Here is a 25,186-nt window from a genome sequence, read left to right as displayed (position 1 = left end):
TGTCATTGCGGACACCGCGTGCAGTCATTCGAGTTACTCCAAAGTTGAAAGTGTGATGAGGCAGGTCTATGCCGATTTCGGCCGTGGACCGTAGGTTTAAGAAGAGCAATCCGCAGCGACACGAAATCGACGAACCTGGCCGTTTAATTTACAATCCACCTGCGCCACTTTCTGACCGACAGGACAAGAAAAATTCTAATAACCGGAATTTCTAGCCAGGCACTTTTAGGAGCAAGACCTTATGAAGGATGTTCACAACCCTCTTCCCGGCGTACCGAAGATTGAATCGCCTTTCTTCAGTAAATTCTTCAATACCGAAGTCGTGGATGCGGAAACCCTGCGAATCGCTCTGGAGCTCAACACAAGGGGCTATGCAGTTATTGACTTTCCAGATGCTGAAATCTCGAACATGGCTGAAGAGATCAAACAAGATCTCGACAAAGAGTTTGAGTGGGAAGGCTGGAGAAAATTTGGATTCGAAAACGAGATTTCCCTACGCGTTCAAGACGCCTGGAAGTTCAACAAGAACGTCCACAGAATCGCCACTAACCCAAAAATTCTTGACTTGCTTTCCCAGTTGTATGGTCGTCGGGCATGGCCCTTCCAAACCTTAAACTTTCCAGTAGGTACGCAGCAGCACTTCCATACTGATTCCATTCACTTTAGTTCCATGCCAGAGCGCTTCATGTGTGGTGTCTGGGTCGCATTGGAAGACATCACTATGGAAAGCGGCCCGCTCGTGTACTACCCTGGCACGCATAAGTGGCCTGTCTATACAAACGAGTTCTTGGGGATCTGTGCCACAGAGCTGGCCGAGCACCCGCATCAAAAAATGTATGAACCGCTCTGGCGCGAGCTGGTCGAGCACTACAAAGTTGAGCCAGAGCATTTCACCGCCAAGAAAGGTCAGGCGTTGATTTGGACTGCAAACCTGTTGCACGGCGGAAGCAAGCAGCAAGACCCAAATAAAACCCGCTGGTCTCAAGTAACTCATTACTACTTCGAAAACTGCTCTTACTACTCGCCCTTGTCTTCCGACCCCTTCTACGGAACCATCAACTTTAAAAACGTAACCAACCTGATCACTCAGAAACGTACAGAAAATTTGTACTGCGGACATACGATCCCAAAAGAGTTTGTTGATGCAGTTCGCTACAAAGGCAAAGTAATCGACCCGAACTTCAATTCTGCCGCATACCTCAGAGCCAATCCAGACGTTGCTAAGTCAGGAGTAGGTGCAGAATGGCACTGGGAGAATTACGGCAAGAAAGAAGGCCGTAGCCTGGGCATATAAGCAGGAGCATGTAGGCGCCCCGCGTTAATCGAGGCGCCTACATGTGCAATTCCAAGATCTTGAAATTTACTATGCAGTTTGCGCTTCAGGCTCCGGTACTGGCTCTGCCGGATCTTTCGCGCTGATGGAGACCTTGGCGGTGTAGTCCTTCAGCACCTGCGCGACACAGACCTGGGCGGCCGGGAACTGGGTCAGGATCTCGCGGGCCCGGGCGTCAGCCTCCTCTTGGGTGGCGTAGCGGGTTTTGTTGGCAACTTCGTAGTCATTGCTCAGGTTGATGGCGACAAATGGCATAGGTTTTCTCCAGATAAAAAGAAGCCCGCTCGACGGCGGGCATTGGGTAGGTGTTGCGTTCAGGTTTTAGGGTGTTGCTGCTTGACCCGTTGCAGGGTCGTGTAGAAGGGTTCGGCTTTGGGCATCGCGCCTTGATCCATCGCGTGCCAGAGCATGTCCAGCTGCTCCTCAATGGGCGGGTACCCACCCCGGCGCGCCAGGTCATAACTGACATCGGGCGCATGGGGCTCAAACTCACCGTCGATGTACTTGAAGCGCCCCTGAGGCGCCGTGCCAAGGTGCAGCACGCCGCCCGTGGCGTGGTCATTCAGGTGCAGGCGCTGGGAGGTGCCTGACTGAATAACCACATTCTGCTGATCCGTAACAAAGTACGAGACGACCTCATACGGATCGTCCCCATCCAAGGTCAATCTGCTCATCGTTTGCATACCACCGCAAGAATCGAGGCGCCGTTAGTGTTACCGGCGTGGTTTGAGGAAAGGGTGTAGGTGTGCGTGCCTGGCCCCGGGTAATCCATCACACCGCGACTTGCCAGCGTTGAGTTCTGGGGCCGCTCCGTCCAGAGCAGGACGCCGTTACGGGTCATGCTGATATCCGACTGATAGGTTTGCGTCAGGGACCCCAGCAGGAACACTGGATAGTTGCCATCCAACGTTACCGTCACGCTAACCGTGCTGGACCCTGCGAAGGCGCCCACCGGGATCGTCACCGCATTGCCGCGAATGCGGAGGGTATCCACCTCCGCCTCACCGATCTTCGCGGTAGTGATGGCACCATTCGTGATTTTGGCATTACCGATACTTGCGTCCCGGATATACGCATCACTGATGAACGTCTGGTTGCCGACCACCGCAAACGGGCTTGAGACTGCATCGCCAGAAGGGTTGAGAATCGCAAACCTGTCGGCCAGGATCGCAAACGTGGATTGAACCGCACCTTTGGAGTTGTCGATGCTCAGGCCAAACCCGGCCACATGGCGGATGCGATTGGCAGTGATCTGAACCTTGACCACTTCCGAGGCGTTCGCCACGCCATTGAGCTGGTTGAGCGTCGTGCTGACTCGCTGTACAGATGCAGTCGTTTCCCCCAAGGTCGCCTGCGTGGTCTGGATCTGCTGGCTGAGTGCCGAGTCAGCGTTGGTCCGTGCCGTGATCTCGTTCTGGATTGCTGCCTGGGCGTTGCCCACCGACGTGTACAGCCCGTCGATACGCTGCGCCTCGGCTGTCAGCTTGTCGCCCTGCTGGGTGACCGTCGAGGTCAGCGTCTCAACCACGCGGCTCGAAGCTGATGGGCCTACCCGACCCACTGCGATCCAGTCCACGTCCCATACAGAGTCGAGCGCATTGGCGAAGTTGAACCGTAGCCGGCCGATGGCGCTATCCACCCAGTCCGTGCCGCCGGCAGCCAGATTGGCCATGTCCCACTCAACCACGGCTGACTGACCCACCGCGATGTTCGGATTTGGCGCACTGCCCCGATAGGCCGTCGAAATGCCGTGACTGGCCGTCGAGTAGTAAAGCGTGCCCGTCCAAGAGGTGGCTGCACCGCCACGGCGCGTCAGCCCCACCCGCACCTTGGTGTATTGAGCACCCGGAATGTTGAGGCTGAGCGCACCGCTGCTGCTAAGCAGTTGCGGGTCGTTACTAGTCGGTGTCAGGCGCAGAGATCCGCCAGACGATGCAATGTTAGCGTTGATGCTTACCCACCCCTCGGCGCCGGCATCGAACTGCCAGTAGGCGCCGGGAGCGGGATCAAGCCCGGATGCGCCCAGGCCGCTCTGGATTGCACCGACATTGTTGCTCAAGTCGATCAGGCTCGCGGACTGGCTGGTATTCACCCCCTCAGCCGCAGCAACACGGTTGGTAAGGGTTTGCAGCGCGGATGCCTCGGCTTTGGTAGCAACCTGAGTGAGCGCCGACTGAGCCGCGGCCGCTGCATCGGTCGCCGCCTTGTCGGTGACCGCCACCCAGGCGCTGCCGCTCCACCGTTTCGGCGTGTTGGCGTTGTTGGTGGTGTCGATCCACAGGTTCTGGGCTAGGCGATCCGCCACCGCCGGGGCGGCAGACTGGTACAGCACCTTGCCCTTGGTCCCTGCCGAGTCGGCTGCCGCTTGTGCCGCCTGCTGCGCGGTCGTGACGTTTTGGTTGGTCACGGTCAGGCTGTTGTCCATGGCCGTGATCGCCTGGCCCTGTGAGGTCAGCTTGCCCTCGGCATCGGTCACCCGCGAATTAATGCCCTGGACAACTGAGGAATCGGCTTTGGTCTGTGCTACCGATAACGCATTCGCTGCAGCGGCTGCAGCATCGGTAGCCGCCTTGTCCGTGACCGCGCCCCAGGCACTACCGCTCCAGCGCTTGGGCGTATTCGCATTGTTGGTGGTGTCGATCCACAGGTTCTGCGCCAAGCGATCAGCGGCCGCAGGCGCTGCCGCCTGAATGATCACCTTGCCCTTGCCACCCGCCAGCGTGTTCGCCGCATCAGCCGCTTGCTGGGCGGTGGTCACGTTCTGGTTGGTCGTGCTCAGGCTGTTTTCGAGTGTCGTGGTCCTCCCGGCCACGCTGCTTAGGGTGCCTCCCTGCTGGTTAACGGCTGAAGTCAGACTTTTTACGGCCGCTGACGTTGCGGCGTTGTTGGCTGCGTTCACCTGACCGTTATCACGCCATCCGGTCATCCGTACGCCGTATTCCAGCTGCGGCCGGGCTAACTCCGCGTTACCGCTCGTCACCGCTCCCGTGGTGCTATAAACGCGGTAATAGACATGGAGCTTCGCCGCTTCGGCAGGTGCAACCCCGCTGAATTGCTTACGATCCCCAGCAGCAGTAATCGGCAACAAAGTCGATGCAGGAGCGGATATAACGACACCTGCCGCGTTGAACCACTGCAAGAAGATCCGCATGCTAAGTCCAACTGTGCCCCGAACATAGATAGAAGCGGTCACAGTTTGTCCTTGGGCAACTGTTGGTCTGCGGTCTGGGCCAGCTCCTTGCGGACGAAGAGACTTGTACCCAGAGCCGGTAGTGGTCCCAAAGCCAGAACCCACGACCCTTTGTGCCTTCTCACCTGAATTCAGCCAGGAATCAACCAAGGTGTCAGTGCTGATGACTGATCCTTCTGACTCCCACCCTTCAGGGGATCCGTTCAAGCTCGCATATTTCGAGAACGTCGGGTTGTAAAATAGATTTTCGCCGCCGGCGTCGCCGATAGAGTTGTCCAGTTGGGTCAACTGGCTAGAAGCGCTGGAAAGGCCCTGCTCTGTCGCTGACACGCGACCTGAAATGGCGGTGGTGGCGGCAGCATTGGCAGCGGTATCCGCATCGGAGACACCATTGCTGTCTCGCCATCCAGACATCGTGGCACCAAGCTCTAGCTGAGAGCGGTCTATTTCCATAAACCCTGAGCTGATAGCGCTGGTACCAAAGCAAACGGGGTAGACATCAACCGTAGCCGAGCCTTCCGGCGCGACCATGGTTACCGACAGCCTCTTGAATACGTTGCTGGCCACCGTATTCGCGCCTTGCACAGAACCTGTCACCGTCCCTTGAGCATCCCGAAACAGGATCTCTGGGCGGATCGTCAGTCCTGGAGTCCCCCGCATACTCACCGAAAAGGTAAATGTTTGGCCGGAAGCTACGGACGGACGCTTAATCGGATCAGGCTGAATGCGAACCCAGAGGTTCTGAGCCAGGCCAGTCATGTCCACGCGCTGGGCCAGCTCTGCGGGGGCAAGCGCAGAAGCAACTAGTGAAGGTGTGCGAGTGGTACCGGATGCTCCTGTGTAGGTCCAACCCTCGGCCATGCCTCCGCTTTGAGCTTTTTCAAAAGAGGGGTTGTACAACAAGTTCTCGCCACCGATGTTCGCCAGATTGGCGTCGATACGGGTGATGGCCTGACCGTCCGCTGTGATCTGCTGCCCATGCTGCGCCACCGTGTTGCTCAGCACTTGAACTGTCGATGCATCCGCCTTGGTGGCCACTTTGCTGAGCGCGTCCTGCGCGGCTGCGGCAGCATCCGTTGCCACCTTGTCGGTGACCGCGACCCAGGCGGTACCATTCCAGCGCTTAGGCGTGTTGGCATTGCCAGTCGTGTCGATCCACAGGTTCTGTGTCAGGCGGTCAGCGACCGCTGGGGTGGCCGACTGGTACAGCACCTTGCCCTTGGCGCCGGCGGCGTCAGAGGCAGCTTGCGCCGCCTGCTGCGCATTGGTCACGCTCTGGTTGGTCGTGTCCAGTTTGCCGCCGAGCTGAGTGACCTGCACGCTGGTCGATGTAATACCTTGCTCGTTCTTGTCGACACGGGCAGACAGCGCACTGGTGGCCTCGGCACTGACCTCGCTTGCCGCCAGTACCGATGGCTGGTAGGCGGTGGCCACCGTGCCCTCTTGCAGTTGGGCGTTGTCGATTTCCATCCAGAGCGAGGCGGCCGCCGTCCCGGTATTGAACAAGCGGGCCGCATAGATGTTGGCCTGTGTCGCGGCAGCAGGCGCCGTTCCGGTCAGTACATAACGCCCAAAAGTTTCAGTCAGCGGGAAACCATCTACCGTCCAGGGGGCGGACAGCACTGCGCCGGCTGCATCCAGGAACTGGATGTACATCCGCATGAGGCCTGGCGCGCCCCCGCGAGCGTAGACGCTCAGTGTGTAGGCTGACCCTCCGGTGACCTTGACGCGAGCACGGCCATCATCCGCCGTAGAAACCACCTCAACATAAGCGCCTGCGGCGATTGATGCCGAGACGCGCAGGGCGTTGACGCTGCTGGTCAGCGGCGAAGGTACCAACGAGCGCGCAGCACTCCCGGTCACCACCCAATGCTTGGGACGCCCTGAACTCGCAGGATCTTCGAACGAGCTGTTCGGCAGCAGGTTCTCACCGCTCAACAGCGGCAATGCCGCATCGATCCGGGTCAATGACTGACCCAGTGCTGCCAGCGTCTGCCCCTGCTGAGAAACGGTGTTGCCCATGCTCTGAACGGCCGACGCTTCAGCTTTCTTGCTCACGCTATCGGTCAGCGAGGTCAGGGCCTGGCTCTGTGAAGTGAGCTGCTGGTCTTGCGTCGCGTCCTTTTGCTCAGTGGCCGTGACGCGGGTCGTGACCTGCTGCAGCGCCTGTGAGCTGGCCTTGCCGTCGATGCTGGTCTGCATCCCATCCATGCGGGAAGCCTGGGACGACAGCTTTCCCTCAGCCTCACTGACCCGGGTGGCCACGTTGTTGACCACGGTGGCATCGGCCTTCAAGGCAACCTGAGACAGCGCCGACTGGGCGGCAGCCGCAGCATCGGTAGCCGCCTTGTCCGTGACCGCAACCCAGGTGGTACCGTTCCAGCGCTTCGGCGTGTTGGCATTGCCGGTCGTGTCGATCCACAGGTTCTGCGCCAAGCGATCAGCGGCCGCAGGCGCTGCCAACTGAATGATCACCTTGCCCTTGCCGCCTGCCAGCGTGTTCGCCGCATCTGCGGCCTGCTGAGCGGTGGTCACGTTCTGGTTGGTGGTGGTGAGGCTCGACTGCAAGCCACCGATCTGTGTCGCCTGTGCCGTGGTCTTGCCGTCCAACGTGGACACATCGGTTTCGACCTTGGACACACGCGAAGCCGTGCCGGCCGCGGTGACTATCGCCTGGCCAACGTCCGTCCAGTAGGTCGCGTTCGGTGGCGGGGTGCTCTTCGGTACCGCTTTCACTGCCTGGTACAGCTTGCCGTCAGCACCCAGCACCCCCTGATTGGTGGTGTAGGTCTTGTCATTGTTGTACGGCAACGAGCCGGCCAGCACCGATACTGCATCGATCTTCTGCTGCAGGTCGGCTTTGGCGGCACCGACCTCCTGACCAACCGCATTGACCTGCTGCTGCAAGTTGTCGCGGACGGCGGTGACCGAGTTACTTACAGCCGCGACCACGTTATTGACCTCGGCAACCTGCTCGCTCAGCTCGCTGCGCGCCGACTCTACGCGCTCGTTCACCGACCCAGGGCCATTGCCATCGATAAGGTCGATTTTCTCGGTGAGTTGCTGGCCAAGGTGGCTCTCGAGGATCTCGCCCTTGATCACCTCGAGCATCTGCGTGGGGTCATCGGACGTTGCGGCAGCCACGTACAGGAAATCGCTCTTCCCGTAAGCATTGGCCGAACGCACGTAGTAGAAGTACTGCTTGGCAAACGCCAACCCCGTGTGGGTGAAGGTCAGTCCCTGCCCCAGGTACACGGCATCAGCGATGGGCGCTTGGGGGTTGGTCGCATGGAAGTATTCGTACGTCCCGCCGTTCAGGCTGTTCTGCCGGTTGACCGGTACCAGGGTGATGCTGTCCACCGAGGCGAAATAATCGCAACTTTCTGGCACGGGCGGGCCGCCCACGTTCACGTTGATGCTCGCCTCGCCCGATCGGGTACCCGGGCCGAAGGCAACGACGCTCATGGCATAGGTGCCGGAGGCCAGGCCATTGATGTTGCAGCTTGCGGCATCCCCGCCCACCTTGAGCGACTGGACGACCTCAGTGCCCTTGCGGATCGTCACGGTGTAGCTCAGCACGGTCTGCGCCGGGGACACCCAGCTGAGAACGCCTTGGATGATCTCGGCCACGCTGCTGGGCGTCCACGCCAGGCCGGTAACTGCAGCCAGGCCGCCCACGGGCAGGTTGATGAACCCCAGCGGGTCGTAGGGCTGGCCCACAGCATCATCAAAGATGGCCTGCTCGTAGGGCTTGAGGGTCACTTTGCAGGCATCGGCAGCGCCCATGGTCCACTCCGTGACCATGAACTCGCCCAGAATGTTCAGCGAAGGCAGATCGACCTTGACTGCACGCCCCGGGCGGCAGTTGTAGCCGTTGAAGTTCAACGGCATGGATACAGAGCCGCCGGAGCGTCGGCGTCGTAGGCTGATGTTTGCGAGCCGCTGCGCCAGGTAGGCGTCTGTCACATAGGCAAACGACTGCGACTCAGCGAGCTCGCCACCGTCTGCGGTGATCCAGTCCTGAATCGCGACCTCCGGGTAGTCGGTCTCGGCCCAGGCCTGTGCAGGGTCAACAAACGTCCCGCGCATGGTGTTGATGGCATCGCTGTTACTGACCTCGGTCGTGCCCTCAACGGTGCCGATCACCATGTCTTCGTTGATGGTGAAGTCAGCCGGCCCATAGTAGGCGCCCACCTGGAGCGACCAGCGCCCGCCGACCCGGATCAAGGTGCCGGCACAGGCCGACAGCAGGTTGTCCAAAACGGTATTGCGCTTCTCGTCGGCGCCAATGACGGCACCTGCAAAGTAGCGAGGTGTCACTGTGCCGTCCGGCCCCCCAACGGCCTCATCACTGACATTGGCCGCACTGGCAAAGGACTGGAAGATGATCTCGTCGTCGGGAATGCCGCAGCGGTTGCGCAGGTACCAAAGGATCAGCAGTGCGGTGTTGGCCGAATAGCCGGAGCTCCCGTTGCGGGGGTCATAAATGTCGCGGCGCCCACGAACCACGAAACGCACATCCGGGATGCCCGACGGAAACTTCTCGGCGTCGTACTTGAACGACAGCCGGACAAACGACAGGCCCCGGCCGATCTGCTCTTGGCGCCAGTCTGGGCAGTTGGCCAGAAGAAAGGCATTCACCTGGGCCGGGTCAATGATCACCTCGGACGTGGCATTCTCCCCCAGCTCAGACAGCGGGCGCTCATCTACGTAGATCTGATCGACGCCCGCGATCGCCCCCTCAGACAGCACGTAAACGATGTGCAGCCACTCGCCACTGGTCTGGTCGCCAGGCTGCTCCTGAATCCAGGCCAGCACACCACCGGTGCTGGCCCGACCGAGAATGAAGCGCACCGGGGCCTTGGAGGAGCGGACAGTCTGTGAGCTGGGCTCCGAGCTGCCGGCACCCGAAACCTTGGCCGCACCAGTCAGGCCCGCGAAGATACCCTGCACGCCGCCGAACACGTCCTTGAAGGCGCCCACCGGGTCGTAAAGCGCTTTGATGGGCGCAGTGACGAGCTTCACGACTGATTTGATCGAGCTTCCCACTATTCAACTCTCCAGGCCACCAAGGGCTCGCAATCAACGGCTGCAGCACCAGACTCGGTAGCCGCCCAATACCGGCCACTCCAGAGCACTGCCACGCACTTCCCCGATTCGTTTTCGAACGTGACGATGTCGCCGCGCTGAGCGAACTGCACATCAACCCTTTCGAAGCAGGTGTCCAGCGCCGCCTCGACCGATCCGTGCGTCGACGCCATCACGCGCTTGGCGCCGATCTCTGTCTTGTACCGCCCGCGGTACTCCTTCGCCGGGTCAACGCCGCAGATCGCCACTGCGCAGTCCGCTACAAACAGGCAGCAGTCAAATTCGCCCCACAAAAAAGGCCGCTCGAAAGCGGCCTTGATGGTCTCGTGTAGCCTCGTGGGCCAGTCTCGATAGCGCATGGCGTTTACTCGTAGGTGAAGGACGGCGCGTCTTTCTTGGCGCCCCAGTAGATGGGCCATTCGGCCATCTGCGCGACGGCGTAGAAGAAGCGGTCACCGTCATGCCGGGCGCGGTGGTTCTCATCGGTCCAGCGCTCAGTACCGATCCGGTTCCACTCTGCCATCCGGTCAATGATGGTGACCGTGATCGAGCTATCGCCTGTCGAGCCGCCGTAAGACAACTTGGCGGCGTCCATGCGACCGCTGAACAGGATGTCGGCGGCGTAATTCCCCGCCTCGTCGTAGACGACGAACATCAGGCGAGCCAACCGGCCCCGGCAGCCAGCCACCGAGGTCTGGGAAAGGATGTAGCTGTCCAGGCCGTTTAGCGTAAGGTCAATGGACAGCGATGACCCCGATTCGGCGCTCTCGCTGGCCGTGCCCACTTCCCCGAAGGTGCCAACACCATCGTAGACCTGGCCGTTGATCGTCAGTTGGCCGGTACCCGTATGCGCCCGAACCATGCCATCGGCAAAATCCAGCTCGCAAGCGAAAACCGGCGTGAAGTTGCCGGCGGCAATGATGTTCAGCACCGACGGCGAGAAAGGGAAAACCAATGCCATTTAAAACGCCTCCCGGCATTCGATGGTCAGTTCAGCCACCACGGGCCTGACCGACAGGGTGTAGCTGTCCTCAGACAGGCGCATGATCGAGTAAGGGTTTCGATACTCAACCGGGGTGCCGGAAATCAGGGCCGCTCGCAAGCGCCTGTTGAGGGGCAGCACCGCCACCCCTTGCGCGCTCGAAACCACGTCCTCAACCACCTCATGCATCACGCCGTCAATGGTGATGTAGTCGCCCTGACTAAAGACTTTCCGATTCACCGACACAGCCCCCAGCGTGATGTGGGAGGCCATTGCAAGGCCACCCAGCACAACGGGAGCGCCGATGTTGTCAGTGCGCCGACGGGTGAACGCGGGCAGTTTGAACGTGCCAAAGCGGCCCTGTAGGCGCCCCATGAAAGCAGTCACGATTCGGTCTCGGTCGCGGGTCAACGGAGGTAGCGAAAGTGAGCATTTCCAGTACGAACCTGGATAGCCCACGATCTGCTGGCTGTTATTCAGCGTGGAGCTGAAGTCGCGGTTGTTATAGACCATGCCCCAACTCATCTCAGCCGGGCACACCTGGGTTGGCCATTCGATCGCCATCGTTCCACCTTAAAGTTTCTTGCGGATGCTCTGCATGATTTGGCCGTTTCGGCCCACGTCCTGCAGGATTGCGGACATCGTTTGGCGCATGCCCTGTTGAATCATGGCAACCGTCTGAGGGCTCACATCTCCATTCACATGGAAGACCTGGTGCACGTTGGTGTTGCTACCCGCAGCGTCCGAACTGGAAGCGACTTGCGCTGGCAACTCCCAGCTATCGCCAGCAGAGCGCAGATCACCCTTCGGTGTGGCCTTGCCTTTACGCAGGGCCTCCACTGCAGACACACCGCCAAACCGCTTGATGTCTGCCTGACTCCAAACAACCTCACCCTTGTGGACGACGCCGGCCGGCTCATTGACCCCGCCTGCACCGGTGTACCCGCCCCCCGAAAAGCCCTTGATCAGCGCAAAGGCCGCCAGCAGTGCAGTACCGCCAACAATCGCGGCCGCGCCGAACGAACCGACAGAAGCAACCAGGGCGGCAGGAAGCCATGCCGTCATTGTGGTGCCCGCAGCCGCCACCTGGGCCGACGCGACAGTAGCTGTTGCAGTGAGCGACGATGCCGTGGACGCCGCGTCAGTGGCTAGCTTTGCAGTGGTCTTGGTAGCCTCGCTCGCCACGGTAGCCGTGGTTTCGGCTGTAATACCTGCCATTTTCAACGCCTGCACTACGATCCACTTCGCAGCAATGTCGGTCAGCGCGCCAAGGACAGAATTGGCCATGGTTGCCGCCAGGTTGCCAAAGGCATCCCCTACGCTCTCCGTGCCCTTGATGATTCCCTGAAGGCTGCCCGATATCGACGACGTGGCATCACTTAGTATCGACTCAGTGGCTGCACCGGCCTGCTCGCTGAAGTCGGCGGCGCTATCAACGTAGTTCTGCCATGCATCTGAAACACCTGCGAGCCAGTCGCCCTGCATCTCGTCCTGCTGCTCGTAGAAGTTGCGCTGATGCTCAAGCCGAAGCTTCAGGGCCTTATCGAGTGCATCGGTCTCATTCTGGTAGTTCACTTCCGCATCAGGGTCTTCTGCAAGAAGCGCCTCTTTGTACTCCTTGTACATTTCGCGGCGCTGCTTGTTGTAGTCCTGCTCGATGGCGAGCAACGCCCGGAACCGCTCCCGCGACTTGTCGCCCTGGCCAGCACCAGCAAGCTCCATGTCCAGACCTTCCTTGGCAGTTCGGTTGTCCTCATCGAGGTTGACCTGCAAGGCAGCGAGCTTCTTGGCGTCCTGGTCGGCCTTGAGTAGCGCTTTCTTGGCGTCCAACTCAGCCGCCAGCCCCTCAAGCTTCTTGCCTTGCGCCTCCGAAAGCCCTTTGAGCTTCCCTTCCTCAAGCTCAAAGGCGAGCTTGTCGACCTCAGTGGCATTCTTTCGCTTGTCGGTCGAGGTGTTGATCAGGGCGATCTGGCGCTTGTAGCCTTCCTCGGCCGTGTCGAACTGGCTTTGGAGTTTCTTGGCGGCGGTTTCAGCGGCTTTGGCGGCGGCTTGCTGGGCCGGGGTAATCGGGGTGAAAGTGCCTGGCGGAGGGGGAGCGATAGTGCCTAGCTCGGTAGCCGCCTCTCTTGCCCTTTTCACATAGTCACGGATCACATCGCCAGACCAGGGCTTATTGTAGGCATCGGCCACTTCAGACATTACGCTGCTTGCAGTTCTTGAATGATCTATAGCGTAAGCAGTTAATCTGTCGGCGTTTTCTTTGAAATCTTTTGACATATCGCCAAAAGTTACACTCCCCATAATAGTATTGGCCGTCGCCCCAATACTCTGGAGGTAAGCCATAGTAGTAGAAAACCCGCTAACTATGACCGCAGCAGCAATTTTGAAAGCACGAGCCGTACCATCTGCCAGGCTAGCTGTTACAGCGGTAGCCTCTACTAAGTCATTGGCAAGCTCATGCACAACACTTCTAAGTCCTCCAGCCTCTTTTGTAGTATCAGCCAGATCCTTCGCAAGCTGGGCTAGAACCGGCATAAACTCCGCTGCCAATGCGATTTTCGCCGAATTTGCGTACTGGCTGATAACAGTAAGCTCAGAGCCGAACTGCTTAGCTGCCCAAATGGTCTTTTCATCCATCACTGCGCCAGCAGCCTCGGCCGCATCCCCATATTCCCTAAAGCCAGCAGCATTGTTCCGAAGTAGCGGTAGAAGGGCAGTAGCATCACTAGCAATAGCTTCAAGGTAGAAAGTCATTTCCGACTGGCTAACCTTCGCCTTCTCAAGGCTTGAGACATAAAGCCCAAGGGCCTGACTACCACTTAAATTCCTAAACTGCTCCGCAGTGACGCCGACTTTAGGAGCAATTTGCGTAAAGAAGTCAGCCATCCCTCCGCCACCGGTATTCAGGAAATCGCCAACCTTGTCATTCACATCCTTGAGAATATCGGCAAGCTTGTCTTGCTCTATCCCTACAGTCTTGGCTCCTACGGCCATTCTCTGGAAATCAGTGACGCTGACGTTTGCAACAGCCGCAAGGTTGGATATCTCAGATGCCGAATTTACCGCCGCCCCCATCATCGCCGTAAACGCAGTAACAGCAGTCGCGACACCTGCACCAACAGCAGTCCCTACTGCTTTAGCACTCTTCTCAACCTCTTTCCGCCATTTAACAGAGCTGCGCTCCGCTTTGTCCATGCCGGCTACAAATCCGCCAACCTGCGCAATAACGTCCAGAGTCAAAGTGCCCAATGATCTTGAGGCCATCTTTTCCTCCGAGCATAAAAAAGCCCGCTGTGTGCGGGCTAGTTATCAATTGGGATACTGTTTCCTTAGCGATTCCAGTCTATCGGCGTCGCGCTCGGTGAACTCTCCATCACCGAAAATCGGCTTACCGTCTGCGCCATTCAGCCGTACAACCTCTACAGTGAGGACCGCATCCGTTGGCGGATTGACCTTTCCCCACGCGCTAAATGAGTTTGGAGCCAGGGACCAGCTTTGTGACTCACCGGGCTCCATGCCTCCCGCGATCGAATGATTGAATTCCTCGACAAGCCAAGGAACGGATCTGCCTGGAGAGGAAATTGTGCCTTTGAAGAACGCACGAGAAACGGCCTTGTCTGTCCCGTTCCTGACATTGAGCTCGATTACAGAATCATCCATGAATGAGTACTCGACTTTTCGCTTGTAATATCGAGACTTCAGAACCTCAAACTTTTCAAGCTCAACCTTCGCAAGCTCACTCTTTCTTTTCTTATCCAAGAGATCTGAGATTTCAGAAAGCGCCTGCTCTTTTTCTCGCACAGCCCTTGCTTCGCGAACTCTTGAGGCTTCAGCAGATACTTCAGCAGCAGTTTTCCCATTGAGCGATGAAAGCATAATTCCTGGCACTTCTTCAGGTCTTTGCTTTCCGCTCATGACTTTCCCAAGGTCCATATTCTGGAAAGCCAGCAGCATTACATCTGCGGTAAATTGCTTTCGATTTTCCTCAGGGATACTTTCCGCGACCTTGGACATCGACTTGTGGAACGCCTCTTCAGAGCTTCCATCAATCCTCGGCTCGCCACATCCCGAAAGCAGGGTCGCCGCAATTACCACGGCAATTAGCTTACGCATCTTTCATCCTTCACAGTTCAAAATACCGATGATAACAAATGCAGGCTAAATTCACTTACTCCCAAGACGCGATGGCCTCCTGCAGAGAAATCGACCTGTCATCCTGGTCATGCGGTGTGAAGTCCTGGATTGTGTAAGGCTCTGGCCGCGTTTTCGGATCGCGCGTCCGGTTGGCCAACATCGTGGCGACCATAGCTACCGAGCGCTCAACCCGCATACCCAGATGCAGCGAGCCACGGCGCTGCCTGAACTTCACCCAAGACCTGAATTCACGCAGACTCAGGTTTTCTTGCGCCTGCGCGATGGTGCAGCCGCCGATGCCGCAGAGGACGAGTTCGTGCCAGATTTCATCAAGCTCGTCGAGTTCGGCGTCTTTCCCAGATCGTTCACCTCATGGATCGCGCAAAGCAGTGCGACCGTCAAGGCGCCGTCGAGAGAGCCGAGGCGCTTGGTGCTTTCCGGGTCCGCTTCCAGCTCGACCGGATCAAGTGGGCCATGAGTGATGTCCATCGGGCTGCTGAACACGGGGTTCCCATGTTCATCGCAGATCGATGCGGCGATTTTTCCGGCAATGCTGTCCGTCTTGCCGCCGAACGCGAGTACATCACTGACCGCAGTCTGGTAACCCAGCGGGCGCACGAACACTGTAGCGGTGAGGTCAGTATCGTTCTGACGCCACTTGATCTCCTTTTCAACTGGGCGCCCAGTGAACGAACCGGCGCCCTTGAGCGCTTCAAGTGTCAGTTTCATGGATTCTCCTTGACTACCCAGTTGAGTTTGCCCGAACGCTGAATGGTGGCAGCGGTGCTCACCGAAGCGTTGCTGGCGAAGTCGAACGGGAAGTCCGCGACGTAGCCGGCGAACAAGCACCAGGTGCGAGTTTTCGGCAGTACGAAGTCATCCCCGTCAGCATCGGCGGTGGGCGCAATTCCCTTGCCGTCAGACCAACCGAGAGCCCACAGGATGTCCTCGTCGCTATCGTCCTGGGACAGCTGGAACATACGCACATGGCTGGCGTTGCGCGGGTCAGCCAAGATGGTGGCAGTGGCCTGGCCCGGGGTGCGCAGGCCCTTTTTGTACTTGCGATCGGTGTCGGACAGACAGGTGTCATCAATCTGGTCGGCAGGGGCGCCGCCGGGGTTGAAGGCTGTGAGGCACTCCACTTCCATCACGGTCTTGGGGCCAGATCCGCCATTGGCAGGCGGCAGCAGCGCGTAGAGCTGGGCGCCCTGAGCGTTCATCGACATGGTTTTTCTCCAGTCAGGAATGAAAAAGCCCGCACTGGGCGGGCATCGGGTCTATCTAAATTTCAACGGGAAACCCACCAGTCAACGTCGAAACTGGCGCGGTAACTGGTCGTCTCGGTATCGCGCCCCTCGGCGCCCCAGCGGGTGATGTAGGCCTCCAGCTCAATGGCGTCACGGATCGAGTCACGGACCTTTCGCGCGATGTCACCGGTGGTCGCGTACACGTCGACCTGCAGCGTGACGCTGTCGGCATCCGGGCGGCCCGCCAGGTAGTTCTCAGGGTTGCCGCTGACGATCTGCCAGACGGCATAGGGCTTCGTCACACCCTGTGGCGCCTCACCAAACGAATAGAGCCGCATATCAGTGCCGGTGCCGAGCAGTGCTGTGACGGCAGAGCTCTGCAAGCAGGCCTGCGCAATCGGTGGTGTCATCGGGAAGCTGCCTTCTTCGCTGCGCGCTTGATAGCGCGGTCAATGGACTTTTCGTACTCGGTTACGAAGGTGTTGGTCACCTCGCTGATGCTGTTGGCCACGGCCGGACGCATGAACGGGGCAGCGGCCATCTTCTCGGTACCGAACTCGAACAGGCGCCAGTGCGGCGTCGGGGCGTTCTGGCTGAGATCACCGCCATACTTGAGCACGGCGCCGTGTAGCACACCTATCCGGAAGCCGAGGTCACCGGTCTGCTTAAAGAGGCGGCCATTCCAGCGCAACGCGATGTTGTCCGATATCGACCGGCCGGTCGCCTTGTCGTCAATCCGCTCGGCTCCCTCTTTGGCCTTTTGCACCACCACCTGGGCCGCCTTGCGTAGCGCGGCACGGCCACCCTTGCGGCGCACGTCATAGCTGACCGAATCCAGCTTCCCCAGCAGGCTTTCGAGCCCGGTGATGCTGAACTCGACACCGTCAGCCATCCTTCACCCCCTTGGAAGCCAGAATGGTCAGATACTCCCGGCCGGACTTTGCGTCTTCCAGTGGTGGACCTTCGATGCTGTACGGCTCGCCCCTATAGACGATGCGCATGGTCGGCAGAACGCCGGGGCGGTACCGAATCACCATTCTTGCGGAGGCCTGGGACTGAGCCGCCTGAGCGGCCACCAGGTCGCGGGCGGAAAGAGGTTCGACACTAGCCGGACACTTGGACCAGCGGGTTATCCATTGGGGCTCGCCGAACTCAAGGGTTTCCGGGTCGCGGACTTGCACAAACTCCTGAATGTCGATTCGGTGCCGGAGCTTGCCGGCCTGCATCACACACCCATCCGGATGCGGTGCGGCATCAGCAGGTGCTGGGAGGCCAGCGGCAGCTCGACAGCGGTCGCTCCGGTGACCACCTCCTCACGATTGGAGAACAGATGACCCAGTTTGAGCAGGCAGGCAGCCTGGATCGCTGGGTTGAGCACCATGCCGTACGCGATGGCGTCGGCATGGTCGTAAGCCTCGGCCAGTGCTTGCCGGGCGTGTTCAAGCAGACGACAGCGCAGGGTGTGATCCTGCTCGGCTTCCGCAGCAGCAACCGCCGCCGCGTTCGCCTCCCTGGCTTGCCGCATGGAAGCCGACAATCCGGCGCGGGCCTGGTCGAGGGCCACCTGATCCAGGTAGAAGCGGCGGTTGAGGAAACCCATCGCCGCATCTTCCGCTGCACCAAGCTGCGCCTCGACCAGCACCTGATCTTCCGGCTCGGCCAGCAGGTGACGCATGGCCAGATCGATGGCGATCACGGGCATGGGTTACTCCTCGGCCTGCGCCGGCTCACCACCGGCGATCAGTCGCTCAGCTTCCGCGTTGGCTTCTTCCTGGTTACCGGAGAACTCGCCAACCTGGTTGCCTTCAGCGTCCACCACGATGTACTTGCCAGCGCCCTTGTGCTTAGCCTTGAAGGCGGCGACTGGCGGAGCAATCGGCAAGGCTACCGCCCCCAGGCTGCTGGTGGTCAGCACGCCCGCGCCAGCTGCATCTTCCTGCGAAATGGTAACCACCACCTTGCTTTCCGAGTCGTCCAGCTCTGCATAGCCCTTCTGGATCAACTGGCGTCCGTGCTGCTCGATGGTTTCGAAGGGCGTGCCCTCCACCAGCGTTTGGCCACCCAGGTACAGAGGTTTCAGGGTTTTCAGCTTCATGAATGCCTCCAGGGGCCGCATCTTGTGCGGCCCTCACATTGGGTTACGGAGTGACCGGGGCGGCGAATTCACCGAAGATGAACGCTTCCGGACGCTTCACCGCCAGCGCAGCGCGCTCTTCACACCGGATCGAGATCAGGTTCTTCTCGAAGTCGTCGGCGTTTTCGGTCGAGATCACCACGTTGGCGTCTTCACGGTCGAACAGCTGAGCGCCAGTCTGGAATGCGCCGGTCAGGAACTTACCTAGGAAGGCGGCGACCTCGGTGGCCACCACCGGCAAGCCCCACAGGACGGGGCCAGCCAGACCCAGCGGGTTGGCGAGGATGTAGCGACCCAGCGTGTCCTTGGTCAGTTCGATCTTGGCCCAGTCCATGAAGTGCAGGACATGACCGGAAGCCGGCAAGCGCGCCAGCTGGGCCTGCAACATCGCCAGGCGGAGATCATCGATGCCCGACCGTTTCTCCACTTCGAATGCCGGGACGTATTTCGAGGCCTGAGGGACGATGCCGTGCAGGTGAACGCCAGTGCCGTCACCAAACAGGATCTCCTGCTCCTCGACGTACTTGAGGCCGTATCGCATTTCGACATCGATGGTCGAACCCAGCTGGGCGAAGTCGTCCAAGATCTGTTTGGAGGCCTTGAACATGTGGGCGATGGTCGAAACTGCAGTGAGTTTCGACGCGAATTCGATGTTGGAGTAGGGCTTGGCGGTGCCCTCGGCCACGACTTTGGCGGCGTTGGTGAAGCCGGTCTGCTGTACCCAGAAGATCGCCGGGGCAGTGGTTCGGCCCGGGGCGATCAGGTCGCGGATGAACAGCCGCTGCTTCGGCGCGGTGTCGATGCCAGGCAGGCGCTGAGGCTCGACGATGCCGGCGGGAACATCGGTGGACAGCAGCGCGGCGCTGACCGGAATGTTGACACGCTTGCCGCCTTCGATGCTGGCCGCGAACTGCTTGAGCGCTTCGCTCTTGATCACCACGCCACCGAGGCTGTCCTGGGTCTGCGGGGTGCCAGCCGAAGGCAGGCGCGCGAACTCCTGTTCGAGCTCACCCAGCTGGGCCTTCAGCTGCTTCTCGGCCTCGGTCAGGCTGTTGAACTTGGTCGCCAGCTCGTCGACAGCGTTCTTGGTTTCTTCGGAAAGGCTGCCGGCCTTCTTGGCCTCGGCCAGGGCGTTTTCAGCCTGTTTGCTGAAATCGCTAGTGGCCTGCTTGAGCTCGTTGGAGACCTGCTTAAGCAGGTCGGCGGTGTTGTCTGCCATAGGATCTTCTCCGGTTACTTGAGGGCTGCTGCCGAAAACCGCGACATGGCGGCCTGCAAATCGGCAAAGTGGTTGGCCAGATCGGCCTGGTTTTCGGCAGCGCTGCGCGTACCGGAGGGGGCAGCGCCAGGCTTACCCCCCTTGAGTTCTTGAATCAGGGCTCGGCGCTCGGAGCGAGGCATGCCCTGTTTGGCTAGGATCGTGTCCAGGCGTCGCGCTGCGACCTGCTGAGGCGCGCTGGCTTGGGGGTCTTCCTGTGCCGCATCAGATGGGAGCAGGCCGTCCGCGAATCCGGCCTCGACTGCCGAACTGCCGTCCATCCAGGTCTCTACGTCCATCAGGATGCGCATTGCTGCGGCTTCATCGCCCGTCCTGACCGCGTAGATGTCGGCCAGGGTTGCGTCGATCTGGTCGAGGAAGTCAGCGACTTCGGTGAAGTCGTTTCGGTCGCCAGCGGCGATGGTCCAAGCGTTGTGGATCATCATGAAACCGGCTCGGGCGATCTGGATTTCATCGCCTGCCATGGCGATGAACGACGCGGCCGAGGCAGCCAGACCAAGCACCTGAACGGTTACCTTGCCCTTGTGCTCGCGCAGCAGGTTGTAGATCGCCAGGCCCTCGAAAACATCGCCGCCTGGGCTGTTTATCTTCACGGTGATGTCTTTGTCGCCGATGCTGCGCAGAGCGGCACTGACGCGCTTGGCGGTGACGCCCTCGCCTGTCCACCAATCCATGCCGATCGGGTCGTACATGGTGATGGTGGTGGAGTCGTCGCCGGCCGCCGCCTTGATCGCCGGATTCCAGCGCTCCATGGCCTTCGGCAGCAGATCGGACTCGACGCGCGCGTGCGGCCGCACCGCCGGCGCCGCCGGTAGTGTCTTGAGAGTCATGGGTTACTCCAGGTCAGGCCGCTTTGAGCAGCGGCATCGATATCAGCGCGTGGGCCATCATGGGCCCGTCTGGGTTTCCGGTTGCCAATGCCTGGGAAGCCAGTTCGACCGCATTGTTGATGGCCTCTCGGTCGTCGTTGTTGCGTGCCGAGACCAGCCGAAGCATGAAAGCCGAGGCAGCCGGCGAGACCCCTGCGCTCGGCTTCCCGAGCTGGTCCAATGGCACCAGTGCGGATTGGACCGTGTATGTGTCGCCGCCCGGGATTGGTGGCAGGTTCTCAAGCCGGCGCACCTCGTTGCGAGACATCCAACCGTTTTGCAGAGCCGTGTTGTACCAGGCCCCGCGGCCAGCACTGTCAGCGCGAAGCAAGCCTTCCACCGCGAACTCGGCGAAGTAGTCGTCGGCATCGGCCTCGCCGATCAGGCAACGAGTGATTTCCTGCTCGATGTTGACCAGTAGCGGCCGCAGGCTGTTGGTGAGGAAGTGAAGGTTTTGCGCCTCAACCGAAGCAGCCCAGCTGGACTGCTTGTCCATGTGACCGACCATGAAGGGCGGCACACGGAACCAACGGCACATTTCCTCGATCCCGAAAGACCTGGACTCCAGCATCTGGGCGGCCTCAGGGTTCATCGTGATGCCCTGGTACTTGAAGCCTGCCTCCGCCACCATGATCTTGCCGGCGTTCTTCGACCCCATGAACGCCTGCATGCTGGCCCGAAGCTGCTCGCGCTGCTGCGGTGTGATCTTGGCGTCGCTGCTCAGGATGCCGGACGCCTGCATGCCCTGTGCGAACACCTTCGCCGCGGCCTCCTCGATCGCCATCGCCGAGCCGAAGATCTCGCGCCCAGTGGTTACCGGAAGCATCCCGCACACCCCATCCAGGCCAAAGCCGCGGATGTGCATCAGGTTCTTCTCGGGAATGTCGCGGTCCACGCCATTCTCGTTGTAGGTGTACTTCAGACGCCCGTTGTCCTGCCGTTTCACCCTCATGGACTGGGGGAGAAGCGGCACCAGGGCGATGATCCGGCTGCCGATCATCTTCTTCTCGACAAACGCATTACCTCGAAGGCAGATGCTCGCCACCACCAGCAGCATGAAGCGCTGCGGGGTCATCTCGGCGTTTGGGATTCGGCACAGCACACGGAACAGCGGATGGTCTTTGGCAACCTCGCGTGATCCGTCGGGAAGGCGCCGAAAAAGCTTGAGCGGCAGCGTAGAGACGGACTCGGACAGCAGCCTTACGCATGCCCATACCGTGGACAACTGCATGGCCTTGTCGACTGATACGTGCTTTCCAGATGCAGAGCTGCCGAACCATTCTTGCCAAAATGCGCCGTCCTTCAGGCCTATCGGCACCCCGAGCCAGTTTTGCAGCGCAGCCTTCACCCGGCCCGGTTTCTTGTCGGCCATCAGATTCCTACCATGATCGGGTTGTCAAAGAAGCCCTGGAGATCACCAGAGCCTTCCGGGTTCAGCGCCATCAGCGAAACAGCATCGAATGTCGACATCAGCGGATCGATCTTTGCCGAGCCGCTGGCCTGCTTGGTAATCGTGATGGCATTGCCTTGCGGAACGACACGGGCATTACCGACACACCAGTTCATCAGCGCGCTGCCGCAGTGGACCAGTTCGCCCCCAGCCACTTTGCGCTCGGTCGTCTTGATCGCGCCGTTGAGCTTCCAGCCCTGCGAGATGGCCACGATCTGCTCCATGGTGATCCCGCGCTCCTGGGTGGTCAGCTCGTCAACGATGTCGCCGATACCGGCCGAGTCCACACCGATTGCCAGCTTCTCCGGCAGCAGGCCGCGGTCCCTGATATCGCAGATGATGTCAGCCACCTGCTGGACGTCATCACCTGGTCGATCAACGACGGTCAGATCGCCCGCCTTCTCGAAGTCCCTCAGCGCACTGGCGATATCCTTCCGCCGCTCGAACACGATGTTGTGCGCCCAGGCGTGAGCCCAGTGGAGCCATTGGCGAGTGAAGGGCTCGCGACCGAGCACAGTCAGGCCGAGCAAGTCGTCAAGGCCGCCTCCGTCGATCCCCACCGTGACCACTTCAGAACGCTGCAGCAGGCTCTCCAGAGTCAGGCCAGCCTCGGCTCCAGCTTCCCAATGATCAGCGCCCGCCCAGCGGTCCGACCGCAGGTCCAGCCCAATCTCGACGTTGAGGTGTTTAGCCAAGAAGCCGCGAATTGCTCCCTCGCCCTCTGCCTGCGCCTCCTGATACTTCTGCTCGATCACCTCCTGATCGACAGAAAGCCCCCAATTGGGGTTTGTCACATGGGCGTTTGCCAGGTCACGATGTTCGTTCCGCTCGATCATCTCTTTCGGGAACTCGTAGATCACCGGCAGGAAGCGCCGGTCCTCGATCTCCCCGTCACGCACTTTGCGCGCATAGTCCAGCTTGGCCTTGAAGGCGCCGGCCGGCGGCTCATCGGACTGGGTGGTGCAGTAGAAAACGAAACCCTCTGGGCGTGACGCTAGGCCGCCAGTGGCCTCGACCAGCATCTTCGCCGACTTGGCCTGCTTGCCGAACTCCCAGAGCTCGTCGATGAACACACCAGTCGCTTTCTTGCCAGTGACAGTGGCCGAGTCGGCCGCCACCACCTTCAGGTTTGCCTTGTTCAGGTTGTCGGTGACGATCCGGTTGTATTCCTGCACATGGAACCTGGCCTGCAGGTCTTCGTCCGCATCGATCATGTCCCGGATCGGCTTGAACGCGTTGTCAGCCGCTTCCTTCGTGGGCGCCAGGATCAGGAACTCGCCAGAGGGCCGGGTGTTCAGGATCAGGGCCGTGAGCATGATGCCCGCTGCGATCGTCGACTTGCCGTTCTTCTTGCTCACCATCAGGAAGTAGTTGGTGATCAGCCTGCGGCCGGCGTCGGCGTCGTACGCGCCGAAGAGCGCGGCCACAACATCAAGCACCCAGCTGCGGCAGGTATCCCCCATCAGGGGGCTACCGTCGGCATCAACCATTCGAAGGTTGCAGAACACGTCGAGAGCATCTTCTGCCTGCTCGGGGAAGATGGGCTCCACCGGCACGAGTGCCTGGCCACGGACGATCCTGCTCTCCCAGTCGGGGCACGCGGTAGACCACTTCTTCATTTGACGGCCTTCAAGTGGCGCTCACGCAGCCCGAAGCGGTTGCCGCTAGCTCCCACCTTCGCCGCTTCTTCGAGCTTCTGTTCCTTTTTGCCCATGCCGGACTTCTTGCCGTGAAAGTACGGGAGCGCCGACTGGGCGGCGTTGCGCCGATCAAAGATCTTGGCCTGGGGATCGTTCATCAGCGCCAGTAACCAAACGAGCGGATCATCGGTGTTGGGTAGGTCAACCAGGTCGCCCGACTCGTCACCTGGCGGGTCGGCCTCGAAGGTCTCGCGCTCCGGCTCAGGCTTAACATTTCGGGGCGCCTTTAACTTTTCCAGGGCGGCAACAACGTCAGGGTCTTTGGCGAGCCGAGAACCTGCAGCCGAAGCGCTGCCCGCCGCGTAACCTGCGGCTTCCGCCGCTTCGCGATTCGAGGCTCCAGCAGCCTTGGACTCGACAAAACGGCGCTTTTTCGATGTTAACGCCATTAACAAAAACCTCTGAAACAGGGAAAAATTTCACGCGTGCGGGGGCAGGTGGTCTGGAAGCGAAAAGCCATGAACTCTCTACCCACCCCACCCCTCGAAACGGGGGGGAGTGACGTGCTTCAATCATTTGAGGCACGCCATTGACGTGCATCAACCGATCTGGCCGGCGGCCTCCTCGGCTGCCTTCACCACATCGTGACAATGCCGGCACAGGGTCTGCCAGTTGCTTCGGCTCCAGAACAGCTTCATGTCGCCCCTGTGCGGGACGATGTGGTCGACGACAGTACCTGCGGTCACCCGCCCCTCACGCTGGCAGTACACGCACAGCGGGTTGGCCTGGAGCCATTCGGCCCGCGCCACTTGCCACTTGTACCCATAGCCACGCTGGGCAGCTGTACCCTTCGCCGTTCGCCATGACTCCGGGTTGACCGTCGCCAGCCTTGATGGCTGCGCCTGCATCGGTGGCTTGAGGGACGTGAGCCGGGCCATCAGCGGCCACCGTGAATGGGCGCGCCGCTCAGGTAGGCTTGAGGCGCGGCATCCGGCTCCAGGCCCTGGTCTTCTGCCAGCGCCTGGAGGAAGCTGGCCAGCAGCTCATTCGTCTTGGCCTGCTCGGCCAGGATCTGCTTGAAGATCGACAGGAACGCCTGCTCGTTCTTCTGGATCATCGCCATCTGCTCTGGCGTCACTTTGCACTCGGCCAGAGTCACCGTCGAAGAGGGATTTGGCTCGCTCATATGCCACCTTTGTCCATTTCTTGAACCAATCGCGCCGCGCGGCGCATCCACTACAGGCCATTGCTCACCTCCTGCACCAGGTCAGCTGGTAGCACCGCGCATCGGCGGGTATCTCGGCGATGGGCCAGCGCAGGCAGCCCATGTACTTGCGCTCTGGCCGGGTGCCGCTCACACGCAGCGTCTGCACCAAGTAGGCAGATCCGGCAGCAGTGGTTAGAAATCACTGACTGCAATGCCGTCGGCACCGTCGACATACAGCCTGCATGGTGTATAGGGTTGTTTGGCCATGATTCGATAAGCTCTCTCGCGCAATGAATTCGGCGCATCCGCGGGGTCGTCGGAACGACATTCCGCCCGGATGGTCGTAGCGGAAAGATCTGGAGAAACCGTGATGAAAGAAATCGAAGAGCTTATAGACAGGTGCGTTTTGTTAACCGAGAAGCTTGAAGGCCTACTGGAGGAGCATCCCGTGGCGTCCGGATCAGTTGTTTATCAAACTGCCGTTCGTGTCCTCACCATGCAGGTTAATCAGCTTCAGCAAGATGTAATTACCAAGGCAGCGCGCGGAGTCATCCACGAAAGGGATCAGCTTCAACCGGTCCTCGGTCGAGTGCTTCACTAATCTGGCGGAACGCATGATCAGCGTGCTCGCGC

Annotated in this window: 25 protein-coding genes; 2 read left to right on the top strand and 23 right to left on the bottom strand. The window is 60.0% G+C overall.

Annotated features, from left to right (window positions below; all coding sequences use genetic code 11):
- The first annotated feature begins 241 nt into the window (after positions 1–241).
- Positions 242–1,294, top strand: coding sequence for a phytanoyl-CoA dioxygenase family protein (locus LU684_RS18215; RefSeq protein ID WP_232894883.1), 1,053 nt, complete (start codon positions 242–244; stop codon positions 1,292–1,294).
- A 69-nt stretch (positions 1,295–1,363) separates the two neighbouring features.
- On the opposite strand, the gene LU684_RS18210 is transcribed toward LU684_RS18215, so the two are convergent.
- From LU684_RS18210 to LU684_RS18105, 23 genes are all read right to left on the bottom strand, one after another.
- On the bottom strand, positions 1,364–1,588 hold the full coding sequence (locus LU684_RS18210) for a hypothetical protein (protein WP_063426708.1): 225 nt from the start codon (positions 1,586–1,588) through the stop codon (positions 1,364–1,366).
- A gap of 59 nt (positions 1,589–1,647) precedes the next feature.
- Positions 1,648–2,007 (bottom strand): hypothetical protein, encoded by a 360-nt coding sequence (locus LU684_RS18205; RefSeq protein WP_156858328.1) that lies wholly within the window; start codon positions 2,005–2,007, stop codon positions 1,648–1,650.
- Positions 2,004–9,476: a phage tail tip fiber protein gene (locus tag LU684_RS18200; protein WP_442964205.1), complete on the bottom strand. Its 7,473-nt coding sequence runs from the start codon at positions 9,474–9,476 to the stop codon at positions 2,004–2,006. Before LU684_RS18200 ends, LU684_RS18205 begins: the two co-directional genes overlap by 4 nt.
- 95 nt (positions 9,477–9,571) lie before the next feature.
- Positions 9,572–9,970: a DUF6950 family protein gene (locus LU684_RS18195; protein ID WP_114942538.1), complete on the bottom strand. Its 399-nt coding sequence runs from the start codon at positions 9,968–9,970 to the stop codon at positions 9,572–9,574.
- Between the two features lie 5 nt (positions 9,971–9,975).
- Positions 9,976–10,572: a hypothetical protein gene (locus LU684_RS18190; RefSeq protein ID WP_063426716.1), complete on the bottom strand. Its 597-nt coding sequence runs from the start codon at positions 10,570–10,572 to the stop codon at positions 9,976–9,978.
- Positions 10,573–11,157, bottom strand: a complete 585-nt coding sequence (locus LU684_RS18185; protein ID WP_102690127.1) for a hypothetical protein — start codon at positions 11,155–11,157, stop codon at positions 10,573–10,575.
- 9 nt (positions 11,158–11,166) lie between these two features.
- Positions 11,167–13,857, bottom strand: a complete 2,691-nt coding sequence (locus tag LU684_RS18180) for a phage tail tape measure C-terminal domain-containing protein (RefSeq protein WP_114942539.1) — start codon at positions 13,855–13,857, stop codon at positions 11,167–11,169.
- Between the two features lie 45 nt (positions 13,858–13,902).
- Complete coding sequence (locus LU684_RS18175; protein ID WP_156858329.1) at positions 13,903–14,706, bottom strand: DUF6694 family lipoprotein; 804 nt, start codon at positions 14,704–14,706, stop codon at positions 13,903–13,905.
- Between the two features lie 55 nt (positions 14,707–14,761).
- Positions 14,762–14,983: a phage tail assembly protein T gene (locus tag LU684_RS30765; RefSeq protein ID WP_421666695.1), complete on the bottom strand. Its 222-nt coding sequence runs from the start codon at positions 14,981–14,983 to the stop codon at positions 14,762–14,764.
- A 2-nt stretch (positions 14,984–14,985) separates the two neighbouring features.
- Entirely contained in the window at positions 14,986–15,456 is a 471-nt protein-coding gene (locus LU684_RS18170) for a phage tail assembly chaperone family protein, TAC (RefSeq protein WP_009685303.1), read from the bottom strand.
- Positions 15,453–15,953, bottom strand: coding sequence for a phage tail tube protein (locus LU684_RS18165; protein ID WP_009685302.1), 501 nt, complete (start codon positions 15,951–15,953; stop codon positions 15,453–15,455). The genes LU684_RS18170 and LU684_RS18165 overlap by 4 nt, the downstream gene beginning before the upstream one ends.
- A 62-nt stretch (positions 15,954–16,015) precedes the next feature.
- Positions 16,016–16,384, bottom strand: a complete 369-nt coding sequence (locus LU684_RS18160) for a DUF3168 domain-containing protein (protein WP_009685301.1) — start codon at positions 16,382–16,384, stop codon at positions 16,016–16,018.
- A complete protein-coding gene (locus tag LU684_RS18155; protein ID WP_232894881.1) occupies positions 16,381–16,866 on the bottom strand; it encodes an HK97-gp10 family putative phage morphogenesis protein in 486 nt (161 codons plus the stop codon). The genes LU684_RS18160 and LU684_RS18155 overlap by 4 nt, the downstream gene beginning before the upstream one ends.
- Entirely contained in the window at positions 16,859–17,200 is a 342-nt protein-coding gene (locus tag LU684_RS18150) for a phage head closure protein (protein WP_114941972.1), read from the bottom strand. Before LU684_RS18150 ends, LU684_RS18155 begins: the two co-directional genes overlap by 8 nt.
- Positions 17,200–17,676, bottom strand: coding sequence for a head-tail connector protein (locus LU684_RS18145; RefSeq protein ID WP_114941971.1), 477 nt, complete (start codon positions 17,674–17,676; stop codon positions 17,200–17,202). Before LU684_RS18145 ends, LU684_RS18150 begins: the two co-directional genes overlap by 1 nt.
- A gap of 3 nt (positions 17,677–17,679) precedes the next feature.
- On the bottom strand, positions 17,680–18,069 hold the full coding sequence (locus LU684_RS18140) for a hypothetical protein (RefSeq protein ID WP_202916030.1): 390 nt from the start codon (positions 18,067–18,069) through the stop codon (positions 17,680–17,682).
- A 43-nt stretch (positions 18,070–18,112) separates the two neighbouring features.
- Entirely contained in the window at positions 18,113–19,327 is a 1,215-nt protein-coding gene (locus LU684_RS18135) for a phage major capsid protein (protein WP_102690117.1), read from the bottom strand.
- A 14-nt stretch (positions 19,328–19,341) separates the two neighbouring features.
- Positions 19,342–20,217 (bottom strand): head maturation protease, ClpP-related, encoded by an 876-nt coding sequence (locus LU684_RS18130; protein WP_114941970.1) that lies wholly within the window; start codon positions 20,215–20,217, stop codon positions 19,342–19,344.
- A gap of 13 nt (positions 20,218–20,230) precedes the next feature.
- Positions 20,231–21,628, bottom strand: a complete 1,398-nt coding sequence (locus LU684_RS18125) for a phage portal protein (RefSeq protein ID WP_070087083.1) — start codon at positions 21,626–21,628, stop codon at positions 20,231–20,233.
- A complete protein-coding gene (locus tag LU684_RS18120) occupies positions 21,628–23,325 on the bottom strand; it encodes a terminase large subunit (protein WP_064314515.1) in 1,698 nt (565 codons plus the stop codon). Before LU684_RS18120 ends, LU684_RS18125 begins: the two co-directional genes overlap by 1 nt.
- The gene (locus LU684_RS18115; protein ID WP_064314516.1) at positions 23,322–23,795 is read right to left on the bottom strand and encodes a terminase small subunit; all 474 of its coding nucleotides are present in this window, start codon (positions 23,793–23,795) and stop codon (positions 23,322–23,324) included. The genes LU684_RS18120 and LU684_RS18115 overlap by 4 nt, the downstream gene beginning before the upstream one ends.
- A 150-nt stretch (positions 23,796–23,945) precedes the next feature.
- Entirely contained in the window at positions 23,946–24,284 is a 339-nt protein-coding gene (locus LU684_RS18110; RefSeq protein ID WP_009685291.1) for an HNH endonuclease, read from the bottom strand.
- Positions 24,284–24,532, bottom strand: coding sequence for a hypothetical protein (locus LU684_RS18105; protein WP_156858330.1), 249 nt, complete (start codon positions 24,530–24,532; stop codon positions 24,284–24,286). The genes LU684_RS18110 and LU684_RS18105 overlap by 1 nt, the downstream gene beginning before the upstream one ends.
- A gap of 391 nt (positions 24,533–24,923) precedes the next feature.
- Between LU684_RS18105 and LU684_RS18100 the strand changes: the two genes are divergently transcribed.
- Positions 24,924–25,154 (top strand): hypothetical protein, encoded by a 231-nt coding sequence (locus LU684_RS18100; RefSeq protein ID WP_070086692.1) that lies wholly within the window; start codon positions 24,924–24,926, stop codon positions 25,152–25,154.
- The last annotated feature ends 32 nt before the right edge of the window (positions 25,155–25,186 follow it).

The organism is Pseudomonas sp. NMI542_15 (genome assembly GCF_021283425.1).
Lineage (GTDB): Bacteria > Pseudomonadota > Gammaproteobacteria > Pseudomonadales > Pseudomonadaceae > Aquipseudomonas > Aquipseudomonas fortuita.
This window is presented reverse-complemented; position numbering and strand designations above follow the sequence as displayed.